Origin of the sequence: Campylobacter concisus, assembly GCF_003049735.1 — a bacterium.
Lineage (GTDB): Bacteria > Campylobacterota > Campylobacteria > Campylobacterales > Campylobacteraceae > Campylobacter_A > Campylobacter_A concisus_AN.
In genome coordinates this window covers 790,141-806,269 of sequence record NZ_PIRM01000001.1, presented here as the reverse complement: position 1 = coordinate 806,269, position 16,129 = coordinate 790,141, and the positions used below count along the sequence as shown (strand labels likewise).

At 36.7% G+C, this 16,129-nt stretch carries 20 protein-coding genes; 16 read left to right on the top strand and 4 right to left on the bottom strand.

Annotated elements, in window-relative coordinates:
- Window position 1 precedes the first annotated feature (1 nt).
- The 16 genes from CVS97_RS04090 (at window position 2) to CVS97_RS04015 (ending at window position 12,956) form a co-directional block, all read left to right on the top strand.
- Window positions 2-514: a F0F1 ATP synthase subunit B gene (locus tag CVS97_RS04090; protein ID WP_087578448.1), complete on the top strand. Its 513-nt coding sequence runs from the start codon at window positions 2-4 to the stop codon at window positions 512-514.
- Complete coding sequence (locus CVS97_RS04085; protein WP_107785147.1) at window positions 514-1,044, top strand: F0F1 ATP synthase subunit delta; 531 nt, start codon at window positions 514-516, stop codon at window positions 1,042-1,044. Before CVS97_RS04090 ends, CVS97_RS04085 begins: the two co-directional genes overlap by 1 nt.
- Before the next feature lie 14 nt (window positions 1,045-1,058).
- Entirely contained in the window at window positions 1,059-2,576 is a 1,518-nt protein-coding gene (atpA, locus tag CVS97_RS04080; RefSeq protein ID WP_009294343.1) for a F0F1 ATP synthase subunit alpha, read from the top strand.
- A gap of 9 nt (window positions 2,577-2,585) precedes the next feature.
- Complete coding sequence (gene atpG / locus CVS97_RS04075) at window positions 2,586-3,473, top strand: ATP synthase F1 subunit gamma (protein WP_002939426.1); 888 nt, start codon at window positions 2,586-2,588, stop codon at window positions 3,471-3,473.
- Window positions 3,474-3,484: 11 nt separating this feature from the next.
- The gene (atpD, locus tag CVS97_RS04070; protein WP_107785146.1) at window positions 3,485-4,882 is read left to right on the top strand and encodes a F0F1 ATP synthase subunit beta; all 1,398 of its coding nucleotides are present in this window, start codon (window positions 3,485-3,487) and stop codon (window positions 4,880-4,882) included.
- A gap of 18 nt (window positions 4,883-4,900) precedes the next feature.
- Window positions 4,901-5,290 carry an ATP synthase F1 subunit epsilon gene (atpC, locus tag CVS97_RS04065; RefSeq protein ID WP_021090667.1) on the top strand — a complete coding sequence of 130 codons (390 nt, stop codon included), beginning with the start codon at window positions 4,901-4,903 and terminating at the stop codon, window positions 5,288-5,290.
- Window positions 5,291-5,875 carry a MotA/TolQ/ExbB proton channel family protein gene (locus CVS97_RS04060; RefSeq protein WP_051288435.1) on the top strand — a complete coding sequence of 195 codons (585 nt, stop codon included), beginning with the start codon at window positions 5,291-5,293 and terminating at the stop codon, window positions 5,873-5,875.
- Window positions 5,876-6,274 (top strand): biopolymer transporter ExbD, encoded by a 399-nt coding sequence (locus tag CVS97_RS04055; RefSeq protein WP_085657715.1) that lies wholly within the window; start codon window positions 5,876-5,878, stop codon window positions 6,272-6,274.
- 1 nt (window position 6,275) lies between these two features.
- Entirely contained in the window at window positions 6,276-7,223 is a 948-nt protein-coding gene (locus CVS97_RS04050) for a TonB C-terminal domain-containing protein (protein ID WP_107785145.1), read from the top strand.
- Window positions 7,224-7,247: 24 nt separating this feature from the next.
- Window positions 7,248-8,504, top strand: coding sequence for a Tol-Pal system protein TolB (gene tolB / locus CVS97_RS04045; protein ID WP_107785144.1), 1,257 nt, complete (start codon window positions 7,248-7,250; stop codon window positions 8,502-8,504).
- Between the two features lie 64 nt (window positions 8,505-8,568).
- Window positions 8,569-9,075, top strand: coding sequence for an OmpA family protein (locus CVS97_RS04040; RefSeq protein WP_021090913.1), 507 nt, complete (start codon window positions 8,569-8,571; stop codon window positions 9,073-9,075).
- A gap of 17 nt (window positions 9,076-9,092) precedes the next feature.
- Window positions 9,093-9,935 (top strand): tetratricopeptide repeat protein, encoded by an 843-nt coding sequence (locus tag CVS97_RS04035; protein ID WP_087579669.1) that lies wholly within the window; start codon window positions 9,093-9,095, stop codon window positions 9,933-9,935.
- 56 nt (window positions 9,936-9,991) lie between these two features.
- Window positions 9,992-10,582 carry an FKBP-type peptidyl-prolyl cis-trans isomerase gene (locus tag CVS97_RS04030; RefSeq protein WP_223155480.1) on the top strand — a complete coding sequence of 197 codons (591 nt, stop codon included), beginning with the start codon at window positions 9,992-9,994 and terminating at the stop codon, window positions 10,580-10,582.
- Between the two features lie 9 nt (window positions 10,583-10,591).
- Window positions 10,592-11,521, top strand: coding sequence for an ACP S-malonyltransferase (gene fabD / locus CVS97_RS04025; RefSeq protein WP_107775895.1), 930 nt, complete (start codon window positions 10,592-10,594; stop codon window positions 11,519-11,521).
- A complete protein-coding gene (locus tag CVS97_RS04020) occupies window positions 11,518-12,201 on the top strand; it encodes a 5'-methylthioadenosine/adenosylhomocysteine nucleosidase (RefSeq protein WP_087579672.1) in 684 nt (227 codons plus the stop codon). Before fabD ends, CVS97_RS04020 begins: the two co-directional genes overlap by 4 nt.
- Window positions 12,198-12,956 (top strand): tRNA 2-thiocytidine biosynthesis TtcA family protein, encoded by a 759-nt coding sequence (locus tag CVS97_RS04015; protein ID WP_087579673.1) that lies wholly within the window; start codon window positions 12,198-12,200, stop codon window positions 12,954-12,956. The genes CVS97_RS04020 and CVS97_RS04015 overlap by 4 nt, the downstream gene beginning before the upstream one ends.
- Window positions 12,957-13,226: 270 nt before the next feature.
- On the opposite strand, the gene recO is transcribed toward CVS97_RS04015, so the two are convergent.
- From recO to dksA, 4 genes are read right to left on the bottom strand one after another with little or no spacing between them, the layout of a single operon-like run.
- Window positions 13,227-13,841: a recombination protein RecO gene (recO, locus tag CVS97_RS04010; RefSeq protein WP_103629142.1), complete on the bottom strand. Its 615-nt coding sequence runs from the start codon at window positions 13,839-13,841 to the stop codon at window positions 13,227-13,229.
- The gene (locus CVS97_RS04005; RefSeq protein WP_107785143.1) at window positions 13,842-14,765 is read right to left on the bottom strand and encodes a tRNA dihydrouridine synthase; all 924 of its coding nucleotides are present in this window, start codon (window positions 14,763-14,765) and stop codon (window positions 13,842-13,844) included.
- A complete protein-coding gene (locus CVS97_RS04000; RefSeq protein WP_054196230.1) occupies window positions 14,762-15,760 on the bottom strand; it encodes a hypothetical protein in 999 nt (332 codons plus the stop codon). Before CVS97_RS04000 ends, CVS97_RS04005 begins: the two co-directional genes overlap by 4 nt.
- A gap of 9 nt (window positions 15,761-15,769) precedes the next feature.
- Window positions 15,770-16,126: an RNA polymerase-binding protein DksA gene (gene dksA / locus CVS97_RS03995; RefSeq protein ID WP_035167251.1), complete on the bottom strand. Its 357-nt coding sequence runs from the start codon at window positions 16,124-16,126 to the stop codon at window positions 15,770-15,772.
- Window positions 16,127-16,129: the final 3 nt, after the last annotated feature.

Below are 16,129 nucleotides of genomic sequence, written 5' to 3'. Positions count from 1 at the left end.
TATGAAGATAAAAATTTTATTTTTTCTAGCACTTCCATTTTTGGCTTATGCTAGCGAGCATGGTGGAACAAATTACGACATAGTCGAGAGAACGCTAAACTTCTTACTTTTCTTTGCTATTTTGGTCTATTTTGCTGCTAAGCCACTAAAAACTCTTTATCAAAGCAGGATCGATAGGATCGCAAATAAGCTTGAAAGTATCCAAGAGAAGCTCCGCGATTCTAAAGCCAAAAAAGATGATGCTCTAAAACGTGTTGAGGAAGCTAAACAAAACGCAAATTCCTTAATTGAAACTGCTAAAAAAGAGGCTTTAAATTTAGCTGCTAAGGTTAAAAGCGACGCTCAAAATGATATAGCAAATCTTCAAAAGAGTTACAAAGAGCAAAAAGAATTTGAAGAGCGCAAGATGACAAAAGGCGTTGTAAATGAAATTTTGAGCGACATCTTCTCAAGCGATAGCCTAAAAGTCGATCAAAAAGAGCTTGTAAATATCATACTTAAAAAGGTTAGCTAATGAATGAAGTAGTAGCTAAAAAATACGTAAAAGCGATCTTAAGCGACGTAAAGTCCAATGAGCTTAATGCATTTGTCGAAAATTTATCAGAGCTAGCTGCTGCTTTTGCTAGCAATAAATTTAAAAGCATTATAAGTTTGCCTACTTTAAAGGCTTCACAAAAGGTTGATTTTGTACTATCTTTGGTTAAAAGTCAAGATGTCAAATTTGCAAATTTTATTAAGCTTCTTGGCGCAAATAAAAGACTGGAGCTTATCCCAGCGATACTAGACGAGATGAAGATAGAGCAATCTTTGCTTGAAAATACATATCGCGGCGAAGTTGTTGGAAATTTTGATCTAAGCGCTGAGCAGCTGAAAGCTTTGGAAGAGAATTTCTCTAAGAAATTTGACTCTAAGATCAAGCTTAATGGCTCAAAGAGCGAATACAACGGTGTAAAAGTTGAGTTAGATGATTTAGGTGTCGAGGTAAATTTCTCTATCGACAGACTAAAAAGTCAAATGAGTGAATATATATTAAAAGCAATTTAAAAAGGAGTGAAAGCGTGAGTGCAAAAATTAAAGCTGACGAAATTAGCACGATAATCAAAGAGCGTATCGAAAATTTTGATTTAAGTGTTGATGTAGAAGAGACCGGTAAAGTCATCTCAGTCGCTGATGGCGTTGCTAACGTTTATGGTTTGAAAAACGTTATGGCTGGTGAGATGGTTGAGTTTGAAAGCGGTGAAAAGGGCATGGCTCTTAACCTTGAAGAGAGCAGTGTTGGTATAGTTATCCTTGGAAAAACTAGCGGTATCACAGAAGGAAGTTCTGTAAAAAGACTTAAAAAACTTCTACGCGTTCCAGTTGGCGATGCATTGATCGGCCGTGTTGTAAATTCACTAGGTGAGCCAATCGACGCAAAAGGACCAATCGAAGCTACTGAATCTCGCTTCGTCGAAGAAAAAGCAAAAGGTATCATGGCAAGAAAAAGCGTTCATGAACCACTTCAAACAGGTATCAAAGCTATCGACGCACTTGTGCCAATCGGTAGAGGCCAAAGAGAGCTAATCATCGGCGACCGCCAAACTGGCAAAACAACAGTTGCTATCGATACTATCATCAACCAAAAAGGTCAAGATGTCATTTGTATCTATGTAGCTATCGGTCAAAAACAATCAACCGTTGCTCAAGTAGTTAAAAAACTTGAAGAGTATGGTGCTATGGACTATACGATAGTTGTAAATGCTGGTGCTAGTGACGCAGCTGCTCTTCAATACCTTGCACCATACGCTGGCGTAACAATGGGTGAATACTTTAGAGATAACTCTCGCCACGCGTTAATCATCTATGATGACTTGTCAAAACACGCAGTTGCTTACCGTGAGATGTCTTTGATCTTAAGAAGACCACCAGGTCGTGAAGCTTACCCAGGTGACGTTTTCTACCTTCACTCAAGACTTCTAGAAAGAGCAAGTAAGCTAAATGACGCACTAGGCGCTGGATCTTTGACAGCTCTGCCTATTATCGAGACTCAAGCGGGCGACGTTTCAGCTTATATCCCAACAAACGTTATTTCTATTACAGATGGTCAAATTTTCCTTGAGAGCGACCTATTTAACTCAGGTATCCGCCCAGCGATCAACGTTGGTCTTTCTGTATCTCGAGTCGGTGGTGCAGCTCAGATCAAAGCTATCAAACAAGTTTCTGGCACACTAAGACTAGACCTTGCTCAGTACCGCGAACTACAAGCTTTTGCTCAGTTTGCAAGCGACCTTGACGAGAGCTCAAGAAAACAACTAGAGCGTGGTCAAAAGATGGTTGAAGTACTAAAACAACCTCCATATTCTCCGCTTCCAGTTGAGAATCAAGTAGTTATCATATTTGCTGGTGCTAAGGGTTATTTAGATGATGTTGCAACTGCAAATGTAACAAAATTTGAGGCTGAGCTATATCCATATATTGAGGCAAAATACCCTGAAATTTTTGAGCAAATCAGAACTAAAAAGGTTCTTGATAAAGAAGTAGAAGAAATTTTACATAAAGCGTTGAAAGATTTTAAAGCGACTTTTGCCGCTAACTAGGGCTAAGATATGTCAAATTTAAAAGATATAAAACGAAAGATCAAGAGCGTCCAGAACACTCAAAAGACGACGCGTGCGATGAAGCTTGTCTCAACAGCAAAGCTTCGCAAAGCTGAAGAGGCTGCTCGCTACTCTAGAGTTTACGCTCTTAAGATCAATGAGGTTTTATCAGAGATAGCTTATAAGATCAATCAATATGCTTCAGTTATGACTGAGAGTAAATTTTTTAACACAACAAAGAGTGTAGAAAAGGTTGATATTATATTTGTTACCGCTGATAAAGGGCTTTGTGGTGGCTTTAATGTCCAGACTATAAAGACAGTTAGGCGCATGATTGATGAGCTAAAAGCCAAAAAGATCAAAGTTAGACTAAGAGCTGTTGGTAAAAAAGGCATAGAATTTTTCAATTTCCAAGGCGTTGAACTACTCGAGACTTATGTCGGAGCTAGCTCTTCTCCTACATATGAAAAAGCTCAAAAGATCATAAAAGACGCTATTGATGATTTTACAAACGGCATAACTGATAAAGTCGTGCTAATACACAATGGCTATAAAAATATGATTTCTCAAGAGATTAGAGTAAATGATATTGTGCCTATTGAGCCGTCTAAGATAGTTGCGGTTGAGACAAATTCTTTGATGGAATTTGAGCCAGAGGACAACTATACTAAGATTATGGATGAATTGCTCAATAAATATTTTGAGTATAGTATGTATTATGCTTTAGTTGACTCTTTGGCAGCTGAGCACAGCGCTAGAATGCAAGCTATGGATAATGCAACAAACAATGCTAAACAACGCGTCAAACAGTTAAATCTTGCTTACAATAAAGCAAGACAAGAGTCTATTACCACTGAGCTTATTGAGATCATCAGTGGTGTTGAATCAATGAAATAAAAGGAGTATGAATGAAAGGTGTTATTAGTCAAGTTATGGGCCCTGTGGTCGATGTTGACTTTAATGACTACTTGCCGAAGATCAATGAAGCTATCGAAGTTTTCTTTGAGGTTGAGGGCAAGAAACATAAATTAATATTAGAAGTTGCTGCTCACCTAGGTGATAATAGAGTCAGAACTATTGCTATGGACATGAGCGAGGGTCTGACTCGTGGCTTAGAGGCTAAAGCGCTTGGTGCACCTATTAGTGTGCCAGTTGGTGAAAAAGTTTTGGGTAGAATTTTTAACGTAGTTGGCGATTTGATCGATGAGGGCGAGGGAATAAATTTTAATAAGCATTGGTCTATCCACCGCGATCCTCCTCCATTTGAAGAGCAAAGTACGAAGAGTGAAATTTTTGAAACTGGTATCAAGGTAGTTGATCTTCTAGCTCCTTATGCAAAAGGTGGTAAAGTAGGCCTATTTGGTGGTGCTGGTGTTGGTAAAACGGTTATTATTATGGAGCTTATCCACAATGTTGCGTTTAAACACAGCGGTTATTCTGTATTTGCTGGTGTTGGAGAGAGAACTCGTGAAGGAAACGACCTTTATCATGAAATGAAAGAAAGTAATGTTTTGGATAAAGTTGCCTTGTGCTATGGCCAAATGAACGAACCACCAGGAGCAAGAAACCGTATCGCACTAACTGGTCTTACAATGGCTGAGTACTTCCGTGATGAGATGGGGCTTGATGTTTTGATGTTTATCGATAATATCTTCCGTTTTTCACAATCAGGTGCAGAAATGTCAGCTCTGCTAGGACGTATCCCGTCAGCTGTTGGTTATCAGCCAACTCTTGCAAGTGAGATGGGTAAATTCCAAGAGAGAATCACATCAACTAAAAAAGGTTCAATCACTTCTGTTCAAGCTGTTTACGTTCCTGCGGACGACCTTACGGATCCAGCTCCTGCTACTGTTTTTGCTCACCTTGATGCTACGACAGTTCTTAACAGATCGATCGCAGAGAAAGGTATCTATCCAGCTGTTGATCCGCTTGATTCTACTTCAAGAATGCTCGATCCTCAAATTTTAGGAGCAGATCACTATAAGGTAGCTCGCGGCGTTCAAGCTGTGCTCCAAAAATATAAAGACCTTCAAGATATCATCGCTATCCTTGGTATGGACGAGCTTAGCGAAGAAGATAAGTTAACAGTTGATAGAGCAAGAAAGATCGAGAGATTTTTATCTCAGCCATTCTTTGTTGCTGAAGTATTTACAGGTAGCCCTGGTAAATATGTAAGTCTTGACGAAAATATAGCTGGCTTTAAGGGAATTCTAGAAGGTAAATATGATCATTTACCAGAAGCAGCATTTTATATGGTTGGAAATATAGATGAGGCTTTAGCTAAAGCTGAGAAACTCAAGGCCTAAATTTAAAAAGGAAGCGTAATGGATAAATTACATTTAGAGATCGTAACTCCTCAAGGTCAGATATTTAATGATGACGTGAGTAGTGTAGTGCTTCCAGGTAGCGAGGGTGAGTTTGGTGTTTTACCAAACCATGCCTCATTAATATCTCTTTTAAAAGCAGGTATTATAGATATAGAACATAAAAATAAAAAACATGATGTTGTTGCGATTAACTGGGGCTATGCAAAGATTGACGAAGGTAAGGTAGTAATACTTGCTGACGGTGCGGTTTACGTCTCTGGTGATAGTGAAAGTGAGCTTGCAAATTCATTGGAAGCTGCTAGAAATTTGATAGAGAGCATGAGCAGTGATACAAATGCTTTTGCAGCAACTATATCTAAAATGGAAAATGTAGTGAGAACTAGATAAGTGGGCGGTATAGATTTATTTTTAAATTACATTCAAAGAAGTAGTTTTATTACAATTATTGTTTTAACTTGGCTGTCAATATATTTTATAGTTAGTTTCACAATTCTTTTTTCAAGAATGGCTGGTATTGGAGCTTGGCAAAAACGTGAGCAAAATGCACTTGAAGCACTGCTTATGGGTGCTAAAAATATTCCAAATGATTCGTCTTTGAGAAAATGTGCAAATGGAAGAATCTCAAGAGAAAAACTAAACGTATGTATAAGTATAGCCGAGAAAAATGCTACAAGTGGACTAACGTGGCTAAGTGTAATAGCATCTACTTCGCCTTTTATCGGTCTTTTTGGAACCGTTGTTTCTATTTTAGAGACATTTTCACAGCTTGGAAATGGTGGAGGTTCATCGCTTGGTATTATCGCCCCAGCTATTTCAGAAGCACTTGTTGCAACTGGTTGCGGAATTTTTGTTGCCATCCCAGCATATACATTTAACTTACTCATAAAAAGAAAAGCTTATGAATTAATGAGCGTTATCGAGCGTCAGGCTGATGTAATGATAGCACTTAAAAAAGATGATGAGATACTATAAATGGCTGCTAAATTTACCGATGAAACACCAGAGCTAAATATAACTCCTCTTGTTGATATTATGCTTGTCTTACTAGCTATTTTAATGGTTACTATGCCAACCATAACATATCAAGAGGATATTACTCTTCCGGATGGTTCAAAGGCAAAAACTTCAACATCTAAGCAAAAAGACCTTATAGTATCTATAAATTCGCAAGGGCAAGTTAGAGTTGATCAAAGTACTATGAGCCTTGCTGAGTTTCCTGACAATATCGCATTAATGAGTACAAAATACGATAAAACCTCGCCTATCTATATAAAAGCTGATAAAAATTTAAAATACGATGATGTTATGTTTGTATTAAAGACTTTGAAAGGTGCTGGTTTTAATAAAGTAGCTTTAGAGACAAACGGTTAAGATGTCAAATAAAGTTAAATTTCCAACGCTTAGTTCGTTTCTTGTAGCGTTTTGTATTTACGTTACAATTATACTTATTTTATTTATAAAGCTTACATTTTTTGTAGAACCTCCTAAGAAATATACCGATGATAAAGATGCTATTATGGATGTGGTTATGGTTGATAGAGAGGTTGATCAAACCATTAAAGCCCCAAAACAAGCAGATGAAGTAGTTAAAGAGACAAAGCCTGAACCTAAAAAGGAATCTGAAGAAGATAAACAAGAGACTACAAATAAGCCTGTTGTACCAGATGAACCATTACCTACGCCAAGCTTACCAACTCCTCCAAAAGAGGAACCAAAACCTGAGCCTAAAAAACCAGAACCAAAACCAGAAATTTTAAAACCAAGTGAAGAGCCTAAAGAAGATGTTAAGCTAGAGCCAAAACCTGAGCCTAAACCTACACCAAAGCCAGTTGAAAAGCCAAAACCAAAAGAGCCAAATATAAAAGATCTCTTTAGTGACATAGATCCTACGAAACTTAAAAAAGATGATGGTATAAAAAAGGCTGAGAATAAAGTACAAAGCCGCAAAAAAAGCGAGGCTTCTAGCTCAAAAGCTGCAAAAGAGGCTAGCGACATCATCAAGAGCCTAAAGATAGATCAAAATCCAACTGCTCCAAAATCACAATCTACTGGTACTTACGATCCACTAATGGGGGCGATAACAAAACAAATTCAAAGAAGATGGCAAAGCTATAAGGCCGATTCTGCAAATTTGGCTAAAGTTAAAGTTATGATAGATCAGAGCGGAAATTTTAGCTATGAAATTTTAGAGCTATCATATAATGAAGAATTTAATGCAAAAGTAAGAGAGTGCTTAGAAAAACTTACAACGGAGAAATTTCCATTCAATCCAGATAAAAGCACTACTTTTAATTTAAATTTAGAAGATAAAATAAACTAAAATTTATAAAATTATGGAGTAGAGATGAAGAAAATTTTTCTTTTTTTATGCGTTGCTCTAGGGCTTTATGCTGCTGATGCGACCATATCTGTTGTAAACCAAGGTGTTGCTTTGCCAAAGATAGCTTTGCAAGATGCAACAACTGCTGTTAGCGATGCGGGTTTTAAAGATAAATTCTTTAAGATCATGCTAGGTGACTTGAAAGTTAGCTCAGACTTTGAGGTTATCGAAGATCACGTGCCTTCAACCTATGATGGAACAGCAGCTACAAATACAATGAGCGACAAAGGTGTTGAGCTTATCTTTAGATATGCTCTTGAAGGTTCTATGGGCTCACCTCTTACTTTAAGAGTAAAACTCATCAATGCTAAAACTGCAACTACAAGGTATGAGAGAGTTTATAATATGCCAGATGGTGCGAAATATCCATTTTTGGCACATCAAAGTATAGTTGAGCTAACAAACGAGCTAAATTTACCACCAGTTGGCTGGATGGAAAAATTTATTATTCTTTCAAAATATACTTCAGCTCGCCAAAGCTCTATTATAGTTGCAGATTATACACTTACATATCAAAAGACCATAGTAAGTGGCGGACTAAATATTTTTCCTAAATGGGCTGGAGCTGATCAAAGTAAATTTTACTATACATCTTATGTGAATAATAAGCCAACTTTATTTAGATATGATCTAAATTCTGGTACAAAAACAAAGATAATTGATAGCATTGGCATGCTTATAGCCTCAGATGTTAGTAAAGATGGAAGTAAAATTCTATTAACCATGGCACCAAAAGATCAACCAGATATTTTTATCTATAATACAAATAGTAAAAATTTGACGCAGATTACCAATTATCCAGGTATAGATGTAAATGGAAATTTTGTTGATAATGACAGCAAGATAGTTTTTGTATCAGATAGGCTTGGTTATCCTAACGTTTTTGCAACTCCTGTGATTTCTGGCGGAAGCGTTGAACAAATGGTATTTCATGGTAAGAATAATAACTCTGTAAGCACATTTGAAAATTATGTTGTTTATTCAAGTAGAGAAGCAAGCGGTAGTTTTAATATATATCTAATTTCAACTCAAACGGATTTTATACGACAGCTTACAGCAAATGGCAAAAATAACTATCCAAGATTCTCAAGCGATGGGCAAAGTGTCGTCTTCATAAAAGAGCTTGGCGGTCAAAGTTCATTAGGGGTTGTTAGGCTAAATGAAAACAGAAGTTTTCAGTTTCCTTTAAAAGTAGGAAAAATTCAATCTATAGATTGGTAATATTCTGATAAAATTTAAAATTTTTGTGATATAATTCGACCAAATTTCTAAAAAAGGATAAGGAATGAAAAAAGTAGTTCTAGCAAGTGTTGCAGTTGCAACTTTATTGTTGAGCGGTTGTAGCTCAAAAAACCCTGAAGTTGATATGAATTCAAATTCAAATCAATCTGCAGATAATTCAGGTAGCATGAGCGATGCTGATAGATTAGCAGCTCTTATTGCTAACATCGAGAGTCAAGTTAAAAGTGTATATTTTGACTTTGATAAATTTAATATCAAAGCTGATCAACAAGGCGTTGTTAGCTCAAATGCATCAGTATTCAACCAAGCTGACGCTCAAGCTCTTTCTATAAAAGTAGAAGGTAACTGCGATGAGTGGGGTACAGATGAGTATAACTATGCTCTTGGTTTAAAACGCGCTAAAAGCGCTAAAGATGCTCTTGTAAGAAATGGCGTTAGTGCTGATAGAATCGCTGTAGTTAGTTTTGGAGAAAGCAATCCAGTTTGTACAGACAAAACAAAAGCTTGCGATGCTCAAAATAGACGTGCAGATTTCAAAGTACTTCCATAATTTATAATTAAATAATAATGAATAAAAAAATAATTGTAGTGGCTCTGATTGGAGCCACTATCTCCATTACCTCTGGCCAAGAGATTTCAGCTTTTGATGCAGGCAATATGGATAGTGCGAATCCATATGGTCTAACTGATAATGAAAAAGTTACCTTAAATAATAAGCGAAGCGTTCAAAATATTGAAGAGAATATGAATAATGTTTTAGAACAACTTCAAGGTTTGCAAAGCTTGATTGAGAGCATGAGTGCTAGAATGAATAAGCTTGAGCAAAGAATAAATGATATAGAGACGAAGGTAAATGGTGGCATAAGTGATTCTGGTGTAAGTTTGACATCATTGAAGGCTTATGTTGATGAAACTAGAGATATACAAGACAAAAACTACAAAAATATTACTGCTGCCTTAAATAAATTAGGTGCAATAATGGATAAAAATGCTGCTCAACCAAAGCAAAATGCAAATCCAAAACAACAAAGTAAGCCAACTTCAAATTTTAGTGGAAAAAGCGATAAAGATATTTTGGCTGATGGCATTAAACTTCTAAATTCTGGCAATAGCACAGAAGCAGCTGAATATTTTGAATATTTAAATAAAAAAGGCTATAAAACTGGTGCAACAAATTATTATTTAGGTGAAGTTGCTTACAGTCAAAAATCATACAGTACAGCTATACAATACTATAAAAAAAGCATACAGAACGAAGACAAGGCTGACTATACACCAAAACTTCTATATCACACAGCTATAAGCTTTGATAAGATAGGTGACACGCAAAGTGCAAATAGATTTTATAAGGCTTTAAAAGTCGGTTATCCAGATAGTAAAGAAGCCAAAGCCTCTCCCAATAGAAACTAAATTTTAATCTTTTTTAGATATAATCCCACATTAATCAAAAAACCAAATCTAAGGAGATTATTGTGAGTAAAGATCAAGTTATAACTATGTTTTACGAACTAAAAGATGCTAATACTGGTGAAATTTTAGAGTCAAACATGCAAGAAGGTGGTCAAATTTCGTTTATAACAGGGCATGGCCATATTATAGAAAAGCTTGAAGAAGAAGTAAGCAAATTAAAATCAGGCGAAAGAGCAACTATAAGCGTAAAGGCAGCAGAGGGTTGTGGTGAATATAATAACGAAGCCATTCAGTCGTTACCAAAAGAGCAATTTGCTGGTATAGATTTACATGAAGGAATGGAACTTTTTGGTCAAAATGAGGATGGCTCAAGCGTTCGTGTTATTGTTAAAGAGATCAAAGATGACGAAGTAACAGTTGATTTTAATCACCCGTATGCTGGTAAAGATTTGCTATTTAATGTTGAAGTTTTAGAAGTTAGAGATGCGACAGAAGATGAAAAAGCAACAGGCATGGTAGCTGGGGCTCATACTTGCGGTTGCGGTGGTCACGATCATGAGCATGAACATGAGTGCTGCGGTGGTCATGGACACGGACACGAGGATGGTGGTTGCGGTTGCGGTGGACACGGACATCACCATCACTAAGAAGCTAAAATGAAAAAATTTGCTTTTGTTTTTGCGGGCCAAGGCTCGCAAAGTATTGGTATGGGAAAAGACTTTTACGAAAATTTTTCTACTGCTAAGTTACTTTTAAATGATGCTTGTAATGACACTGGCATTGATTACAAAGAGCTTTTATTTACACAAAACGATAAGTTAGATAAAACAGAATTCACTCAGCCAGCTATCGTTTTAAACTCGCTAATGACTTATTTGGCTTTTTCAAATTTTATTAAAGAAAAACCAGAATTTAGTCTTGGGCACTCACTTGGAGAATTTACTGCTCTTGCAGTTAGTGGAGCATTTAATTTTATTGATGCGATTAGGCTTGTAAATTTACGTGGTAAATTTATGCAAGAAGCTTGTGTTGGTAAAGATGCCGGCATGATGGTAGTTCTTGGACTTAGTGATGAAGTGGTTGAAGAAATTTGTAAAAAAGCAAGAGAAGAAGGTTTACAAATTTATGCTGCAAACTACAACTGCGATGGACAAATCGTTGTCGCTGGTGTAAGAGCTGATCTTGCTAGCTATGAAGCAAAATTTAAAGAAGCTGGTGCAAAAAGAGCAATGCTTTTAAATATGTCAGTAGCAAGCCATTGTCCGATACTTGAACCAGCTAGTGTTAGACTAGCAAGCGAGCTTGAGAGTACTTTGGCTGCCAAATTTTCTCCAGTTGTCTCAAATGTAAATGCTAAAATTTATACTGATAAAAGTGAAGCACTAGTCCTACTAAAAGAGCAGCTAATAAAACCAGTTTGCTATAAACAAAGCATTAAAAACTATGAAAATAATGTTGATTGTTTTATCGAGCTTGGTGCTGCGACGTTAAAGGGCATCAATAAAAAAATTACTGAAAAGCCAACTTATAGTATTACTGATATGGCAAGTCTTGAAGAAGTTGTGAAAATTTTGGAGGAGAGATGATAGCGATACTAGGAGCTATGCAAGAGGAGATAACACCGATCCTTGAAATGGTTGGTGAATATAAAACTGTTCAATATGCAAATAATAAATTTTACTTAGCAAACTATAAGGGAAAAGAGCTAGTCATTGCCTATTCAAAGATAGGCAAAGTAAATGCAGCCATAACGGCAACTTTAATGATAGAAAAATTTAAGGCCTCAAAGTTGCTCTTTACTGGCGTAGCTGGCTCACTTGATGAGAGTTTAAAAATAGGCGATATGCTTTATGCTACTAGCTTAGTGCAACATGATCTTGATATCACGGCTTTTGGACATCCTTATGGCTATGTACCAGGCACAAGTATATTTGTTAAAAGCGATGAAGGACTAAATGAACTGGCAAAAAAGATAGCTGATAAAAAAGATATGAGCTTAAGCGCTGGTATTATTGCGACTGGAGATCAGTTTATCTGCGATAATGAAAAGAAAGCTTGGATTAAAAAGATATTTAATGCGAGCGCTACCGAGATGGAAGGTGCTAGCGTTGCACTAGTTTGCGAGACACTTGGTGTGCCATTTTTTATACTAAGAGCTATCAGCGATGGAGCTGGTGATGCAGCAGAGTTTGACTTTGATAAATTTTTGCAAGATTCAGCAAATGTTAGTGCAAAATTTATACTTGAAATGGTAGAAAGCTTATGATAGAGCTTAGTAAAAGGCTTCTTAGGCAAGTTGGTCAGACAAATGCCAGATACAAGATGATAGAGGGCGGAGATAAGATCTTGCTTGGTCTTAGCGGTGGTAAAGATAGCCTCGCACTAGCTCACGTACTAAAGCATATCCAAAACGTTACACCTGAAAAATTTGAGTTTAAAGCAGTAACACTAAGCTACGGCATGGGTGAGGACTACGCTTATCTTACAAAGCATTGCAATGAGCACGGAATAGAGCACGAAGTAATAGATAGCTCAATTTTTGAAATTTCAAAAGAGAAAATCCGTAAGAATTCTAGTTTTTGTAGTTTCTTTTCTCGTATGAGAAGAGGTTATCTTTATACTTACGCCTTAAAGCATGGTTTTAATAAACTCGCGATTGCTCATCATTTAGACGATGCAGCGGAGAGCTTTTTTATGAACTTTACATATAATGGTGCACTAAGGACGCTTGCTCCAAAATATACTGCAAAAAATGGAATCACGGTTATTAGACCGTTTATCTTCATTCGCGAGAGACAGCTTCGCGAAAATGCTATCAAAAATGAATTAAGAGTCATTGGCGATGAAGCATGCCCTGCAATGAGATTTGACGTAAAGATGCCGCATGCTAGATATGAAACCAAACAGCTTTTAGCGACTTTAGAAAAAGAAAATCCAAAGCTTTTTACTTCGCTAAAAGCAGCATTTGAAAATATCCATACTGATACTTTTTTTGCTCTCAATAGCAGTAGTGAAGAGTAAAATTTTACTTGCTTTTTGGGACTAATCCCAAGAAGCAATCTATAAATATTTCTATTTTAATTGGCTTTTGTCAAAATAAATACAAAATGTATGAATAGATGAAATTCTTGTACTTGTGCATAAATCAAAACTGTCATATACAACAAATACAAAAGCATTTAGTGCAAAAACCACTGGTTAAAATTTTGTAACTTAGAAAATTTAAGCTTAAAAAAATAGTCATGTGCTTTAAATATTAAAAAATAGCTATTTAAAATAGCAAGCTATAACTTAAAGTCCGTCAAGTAAAATTTTATAAAGTCGGTTTATCTCATCGTCATTTAGCTCGATCGTGCTTTTTGTATCAAACAAATTTTTGATCTTACTAGTGTCAAATTCGCTCCTATCAAGGCAGTGCTTGTGAGAGGGTAAAAAACCACGAGTTAGGCAAAGCTCGTTTTCTATCTCCTCATCGCAGATAAAACACTCAAGCTCGCTGTGAAGCCTACCTTCATACTCTAAAATTTTGACGTAACTTTCGATGATAAGGCGTTTTGGATTTTGTAGCTGCATCTGTTTGGCGCAGCGATCAAGCTCATTAAAATAAATTTCATCGAGCTGCTCGACCTCTTTTAGATGATCATAAAGTAGGCGCATGAACTGCTGCCAAATGATGAGCTTGTCTCGCTCTAACAGCCATTTAAAGCCAAGGTGAAGTATGCTTCTAAGCTTTGGTAGAAATTTCGCCTCTTGCTCTAGCTCAAAGTCGATCTTATAGCCAGTCATGATATTTGAGTGGCGTGCGCCAAAAAATCTATACGACTTTACGAGCAAATTTGGCGTTAGCACAAAGACTAAAAGGTCCTCGTCTCTGACCTTTTGCACGCGCAGGATATAGCCTTGCATCTAGGCAAAAAACTCCCTTATGCGCTCTTTCATCGCTGTCACGTCTTTGATAAAATTTATATCATTTCTAAATGTTGTTGCGCCGTCGATGCCCTTGCTGTACTGATGCAAGTGTTTTCTAAATATGCAAAGTCCGTGCTCGCCGTAGTGCTCGATCATCGCATCAAAGTGAGCTAATATGATCTTTTGCTTTAGCGCTTTATCCACGCTAGTTTTAGTCTTTATCTCGTGAAATATCCAAGGATTACCAATACTTGCTCTACCGATCATGAGAGCGTCACACTTTGTAAGGTTTAAAATTTCATCTGCATTTTGCGCATTTATATCGCCATTTGCAACGACTGGGATTTTTACGCTCGCCTTTACTCTAGCGATCGCTTCGTAATCAACCTTTGCTCTGTATCCCCCAGCTCTTGTACGTCCATGCACTGCGATATAGTTTGCACCTGCTTCTTCACAGGCCTTTGCGATCTTTTCTTCATTTTTGTCGTTAAAGCCAAGTCTAAATTTAACGCTTAGGCTCTCTTTGTTTGAGACGCTTTTTATAGCTGAGATTATGCTTTGAAGTTTGTCAAGATCGTTTAGTAATGCAGAACCCGCTCCTTGTCTAACGACCTTTGGTACGGGGCAGCCGCAGTTTAGATCGAGCCCATAAATTCCATCAAATTTATTAATGATCTGCACAGCTTTTTTTATATTTTCTATGTCATTACCAGCTATCTGGACGACGTATGGCTCTTCGTTTGAGGATTTTTTAAGCATTTCAAGAGTTTTGTCACTGCTCTCATAGACCAAGGCATTTGCGCTGATCATTTCGCTAACAGTGACATCACAGCCAAATTTCTTAACTACGCTTCTTAGTGGCAAGTCAGAAAAGCCAGCAAGAGGTGCTAAGAAAAGTGGCTTTTTACTAAAGTCTATCATTTAAAAAATAACGAGCTAGGCACCATTTTGCCGTTATCTCGTAAAAACAGCAAGACCTTTATCTCTTTAAACTCATCTGGGTCGCTTCCTTCGATAGCCTCTCTTACTTTATCAAGCATTTGAAGCTCAAACAGTGCATAAACGTAAGCTTCATCAGCGTCAGCATGGATGCTTTTTAGCTTCTCAAAGATGCCGATAAATGCATCTGGTTTTAGCTTATTTTTAAGCATTATGGCTGCTTTGTCGTATTGTGCTTTTGTCACTTTTGCGTTGTTTAAAAGATCAAAAATTTCATCACTGCTTAGATCGATCTCGTCATTTACAAAGCGGGTAATAATAAGCATTATATCTTCACTAGCTAGTTCAAAATTTAATCTTTTGATCTCGCTAAAAGAAGCTACTTTTATGAGTTTATCAAATGCAGCTTTTTTAAGGCTCTCATTTTGATCTTGATTTTTAAGTATGTCAAGATAGTAAGTAGGTAGTTGCTCGATCTTATTTAGCTCATTTAGGATATTTAACTTGCTATCTTTTGCTAGTCTAAATTTCTTTAGATCGACGATCTCTTTATTTTTTATACTTTTTATAGTTTGTAAGATATTGTTTATCTCGGCATCATCTACACCGACATCTTTAAGCTCGCCTACTGGTGAGATAGAGCGAGTAAGCTGTGAGGCGATCTTGTAGGTATCGGTTTTGAAGTCTTTATTGCTCTCGAAGCCAAGAAGCGTCTCTTTAGCTAAATCTTTATAAAGCTGGCTATCTTTTTTGATCCATTTTTTATATCTATAAAAAGCATATCCATGATAAGCGATATGAAGTAGAGCTAGAAGTGCTAAAACAGCTACTGGAAGAGCGACCCAAATAGCAATTGGTAAAGTTATAGTTTGGCCTAAAAGCTCAAATGTGTAATCAGAACTATTAAGAGAATAAGTGAGTCCTGCAACAACTACTATGTAGATTATGCAGTAGACGAGAAATTTTCTAGTTTTCATATTTTCTCCTTAGTTTTTTGCTGTTTTTTCGATTATTTCACGGCAAGTTATGCAGTATTTTGCATGTGGTTTTACTTTAAGTCGCGGTATGCTGATCTCCTCTTCGCACATATCACAAATTCCATAAGTTTTATTTGCTATCTTCTCTAGTGCTTCATCTATCTCTGATAGCTCCGCTCTTTGCTGTGTTGAGATGGAATGCTCTATTAGCTGGTCTGTATTCACTGAAGCTATATCAAACTCATCGCTTACACCACTATCTCTTAAGCCATTTACTTCAACAGATGAATCATAGATATTTTTTTTGATCTGTAATTTTCTTTCTTCAAGTAATTTTTTAAAAAAATTTAGCTCAGTTTGTGTCATTTA

Excerpts from the sequence above, each read along its gene's own strand:
- tolB (WP_107785144.1), top strand. The coding sequence starts at position 7,248 with ATGAAGAAAATTTTTCTTTTTTTATGCGTTGCTCTAGGGCTTTATGCT.
- CVS97_RS04085 (WP_107785147.1), top strand. The coding sequence starts at position 514 with ATGAATGAAGTAGTAGCTAAAAAATACGTAAAAGCGATCTTAAGCGAC.
- atpG (WP_002939426.1), top strand. The coding sequence starts at position 2,586 with ATGTCAAATTTAAAAGATATAAAACGAAAGATCAAGAGCGTCCAGAAC.
- atpC (WP_021090667.1), top strand. The coding sequence starts at position 4,901 with ATGGATAAATTACATTTAGAGATCGTAACTCCTCAAGGTCAGATATTT.
- CVS97_RS04020 (WP_087579672.1), top strand. The coding sequence starts at position 11,518 with ATGATAGCGATACTAGGAGCTATGCAAGAGGAGATAACACCGATCCTT.
- recO (WP_103629142.1), bottom strand. The coding sequence starts at position 13,841 with ATGCAAGGCTATATCCTGCGCGTGCAAAAGGTCAGAGACGAGGACCTT.
- CVS97_RS04000 (WP_054196230.1), bottom strand. The coding sequence starts at position 15,760 with ATGAAAACTAGAAAATTTCTCGTCTACTGCATAATCTACATAGTAGTT.
- CVS97_RS04035 (WP_087579669.1), top strand. The coding sequence starts at position 9,093 with ATGAATAAAAAAATAATTGTAGTGGCTCTGATTGGAGCCACTATCTCC.
- CVS97_RS04090 (WP_087578448.1), top strand. The coding sequence starts at position 2 with ATGAAGATAAAAATTTTATTTTTTCTAGCACTTCCATTTTTGGCTTAT.
- CVS97_RS04055 (WP_085657715.1), top strand. The coding sequence starts at position 5,876 with ATGGCTGCTAAATTTACCGATGAAACACCAGAGCTAAATATAACTCCT.
- CVS97_RS04050 (WP_107785145.1), top strand. The coding sequence starts at position 6,276 with ATGTCAAATAAAGTTAAATTTCCAACGCTTAGTTCGTTTCTTGTAGCG.
- fabD (WP_107775895.1), top strand. The coding sequence starts at position 10,592 with ATGAAAAAATTTGCTTTTGTTTTTGCGGGCCAAGGCTCGCAAAGTATT.
- atpD (WP_107785146.1), top strand. The coding sequence starts at position 3,485 with ATGAAAGGTGTTATTAGTCAAGTTATGGGCCCTGTGGTCGATGTTGAC.
- dksA (WP_035167251.1), bottom strand. The coding sequence starts at position 16,126 with ATGACACAAACTGAGCTAAATTTTTTTAAAAAATTACTTGAAGAAAGA.
- CVS97_RS04040 (WP_021090913.1), top strand. The coding sequence starts at position 8,569 with ATGAAAAAAGTAGTTCTAGCAAGTGTTGCAGTTGCAACTTTATTGTTG.
- CVS97_RS04005 (WP_107785143.1), bottom strand. The coding sequence starts at position 14,765 with ATGATAGACTTTAGTAAAAAGCCACTTTTCTTAGCACCTCTTGCTGGC.
- CVS97_RS04015 (WP_087579673.1), top strand. The coding sequence starts at position 12,198 with ATGATAGAGCTTAGTAAAAGGCTTCTTAGGCAAGTTGGTCAGACAAAT.